The organism is Craurococcus roseus, from assembly GCF_039523795.1.
Lineage (GTDB): Bacteria > Pseudomonadota > Alphaproteobacteria > Acetobacterales > Acetobacteraceae > Craurococcus > Craurococcus roseus.
Genome location: NZ_BAAAFZ010000020.1, coordinates 1 through 2,893, shown reverse-complemented (window position 1 = coordinate 2,893; position 2,893 = coordinate 1). Strand labels below are relative to the sequence as shown.

At 71.8% G+C, this 2,893-nt stretch carries 3 protein-coding genes; 1 reads left to right on the top strand and 2 read right to left on the bottom strand.

Features of this window, described 5'->3' with window-relative positions; genetic code table 11:
* Positions 1-98 precede the first annotated feature (98 nt).
* Positions 99-901 (top strand): IS5 family transposase gene (locus ABD067_RS09060; RefSeq protein WP_408871529.1). Its coding sequence is split into 2 segments (ribosomal slippage): positions 99-429 and positions 429-901, totalling 804 coding nucleotides; the frame shifts between segments, so codons are not numbered across the junction.
* 142 nt (positions 902-1,043) lie between these two features.
* Here ABD067_RS09060 and ABD067_RS09055 read toward each other — a convergent pair.
* Positions 1,044-2,630, bottom strand: a complete 1,587-nt coding sequence (locus tag ABD067_RS09055; protein WP_343894918.1) for a hypothetical protein — start codon at positions 2,628-2,630, stop codon at positions 1,044-1,046.
* Positions 2,627-2,893: hypothetical protein (locus tag ABD067_RS09050; RefSeq protein ID WP_343894917.1), on the bottom strand; the 267-nt coding region annotated here is incomplete at its 5' end. The genes ABD067_RS09050 and ABD067_RS09055, both read right to left, overlap by 4 nt.

Below are 2,893 nucleotides of genomic sequence, written 5' to 3'. Positions count from 1 at the left end.
AAAGCCGACCCAAGCGCCCCAGGGCAGGCCAGGGTTTCAACAGAGCAAACGCCTTTCAAAACCTCGACGCAGAGTGGGTCCGGCCCGACTTGAGGGGCATGGCCGCGCCTCTTGTTTCCGACGACCTCTGGACGATCATCGAACCGCTGCCGCCGCCCGAGCCGCCGAAGCCGCGGGGCGGGCGGCCGCGGGTGCCAGACCGGGCCGCGCTCGCGGGGATCGTCTTCGTGCTGCGCTCGGGCATCCCGTGGGAGATGCTGCCCGGCGAGATGGGCTGCGGGTCGGGCGTGACCTGCTGGCGGCGGCTGCGCGACCGGCAGGAAGCGGGCGTGTGGGACCGGCTGCACCGCGAGTGGCCGCGGCGGCTGCGGGGAGCGGACCGGATCGACTGGAGCCGGGCCTGCGTGGACAGCGCCTCCGTCCCGGCGAAAAGGGGGGCGGCGCGGTCGGGCCGAACCCGACGGACCGCGGCAAGCCGGGCACCGAGCGCCACGTCGCCACCGACCGGCGCGGCATCCCGCTCGCCCGCTTGCTGACGGGGGCCAACGTCCACGACAGCGCCCCTTTCGAGGACCTGCTCGACGCCGTCCCGCCGGTCGCGGGCAAGCGGGGCCGACCACGCCGCAGGCCGGGCAAGCTGCACGGCGACAAAGCCTACGACCACCGGCGCTGCCGTGACGCGTGCCGCCGTCGGCGCATCGAGCCGCGCACCGCACGCCGCGGGGTCGAGGGCAGCCGGAGGCTGGGCAGGCACAGGCGGGTCGTCGAACGCACGCTGGCTTGGATGAGCCGCTTCCGCCGCCTCGCCATCCGCTACGAGCGCAGGATCGACATCCACCACGCCTTCACCGCGCTCGCCTGCTCCCTGATCTACCTCAACGCTCTCCAGGGCAGGTTTTGAAAGGCACTTTTATTGGGCAGCGGCCAGGCCAGCGCGTCCCATGAGGCGGCGCCGAACGGGTCGGTGCGCCGCGCCTCCGCCACAAGGGCGCGCAAGTTGTCCTCGGCGCGCCTCTCGGCCGCGCTCCTGAACCTCCTTCCGGTCATCGCGCGGCGTCCTCCGCGGTCCCGCCCTTGGTCTTGCGGCAGCGCTCCTCGACCTCAGCGACGGCGCATATCGTGAGGTCGTGCATCTGCGTGATCTTCGGATCGGCCCCTATCTCGATCTGGCGGTCGCGCCGCAGGAGGAGCGCGGCGAGCACGGCATGGTGCGGCCCGTCCAGCCAGGGCTGGAACAACGAGCAAGTGTAGCAGGCCAACGGCGCGAACAGGCCGCAGTACCCGAAGCTCCCGCACGACCTCACGACGTCAATCCTGCGCGTCTCCTTGTCGAAGTGCCCGATGCGCCTCGATGGGTCGCCGCTCCGGGCCGCCTCGCCCTCCGAGCGGATGACAGTCCCCAGGAACGCCTGCGCGTAGGGCGCCAAGCGGAGCGCGAGCTTCTCATCGAGCCGGGCGACGATGTCCGACCGGGCGTTGAAGTAGACGACAACGTGGGACGCGTCCGTGTGGCCCAGCGCCTCGGCCACGTCCAACGACGCCGCGCCCGACCGCATGAGACGCGCTACGAAATTGTAACGCAGGCGGCGGGAAGTCAGGTGGAGGCGTCCCCCGGACGGGAACGCGCGCAAGCCGAGCGCCCCGGTGACGAGCCGCAACGCCTCGCGGGAGTAGTTCTTGCCCAGGCGGTAGGCGCCGCGCTCTAACGGGGTGCCGAGCAGGCGCTCGGAGCCGCGGGGGCGGGCGAACAGCGGCCGGTCGAAGCGCGCGCCGTCCCAACCGGCGTCGGAGGCGCGGGTTTCGGCGTTGGCCGCGACCAGCGCCTCCAGCACGTGGCCGATCCGGGGGTCCAGCGGCCGCGTCTTGAACTGGTCGCGCTCGCCTGGCGTGCGCTTCTTGATGCGCGACACGCGGAGCTCGAAGACCGCGGTGCCGTCGTCCAGGGCGGTCTTGAGCAGATCGTCCTCGTGCAGCAGGCGCATGTTCTTGGCGTTGGTGCCGAAGGCGACGAAGAGCCAAGCAGCGGCGCGATGGTCCGGCGGCAACGCCTCGCCGGCCGGCGATCGGAGCTTCGCCACCAGGGCGCCGAATTCGATGTCGTTGAGGGGGCCGCGGTCCGGGTCGTGGCTGAGGACGGCCACCCCGCGCGGGTTCGTCTTGAACCTCCGCTCTTTGAGGGCGGTCGCCACGTCCTCATCGAAGCCTTCAAAGCCGGCGTCGGCGCACCACACGTACCAGCGGCGGTACGCCCCGAGGTGCCCGCCCACCACCCCCGGCGCCACCCTGCCCTTGAGGTCCCGCTCGGCAGCCGAGAACGCCTCGACGCCGACGTCCTCGCCCAGGTTCGGGGGCCGGAGCAGGTCTTTGATGGGCCTGAGGGTGTGCGCGAGCAGCATGAGTTGGTTGCGGGCGTAGGTCGGCGACCCTTTCCGGATCAGGTCGCGGACGTACTCGCGGGTGGCGGCCAGGAGGTGCTCGGCGATGGCCGGCATCGACGCCCAGGAGATCTCGTCTTCCGGGGACAGGATCCAAACCGGGCCCGAGTTGTCGACTGTGGCGCCGGAGCGCGCGGTGACGAAGCCCGCGCCGCGGAGGCGGGCCCGGGCTGTGGTGGCGTGGCGGGCCGTCATGCGTCGCCGAGCGCCTTGCGCTGCATGGCCGAGATCCGCCCGTTCGCCCGCTTCCTGATGGCCCGCTTCGCGTAGCGCTCCGGCATCTTCGGGCCGGACGACCACCCCATGGCGTACTTCTGGTCCTTGTCGGCCTCGGCCGGGTCCCAGCCGCGCTCGCCCGCCAGTTCGACGAACCGCTCGTTCCAGTCGTGCCGGAGCGCGTGGTTCGTATGCGTCAGCTGACCCCCGCCTTGTGCTGATGCGGCGTACCGGCCGAGTTG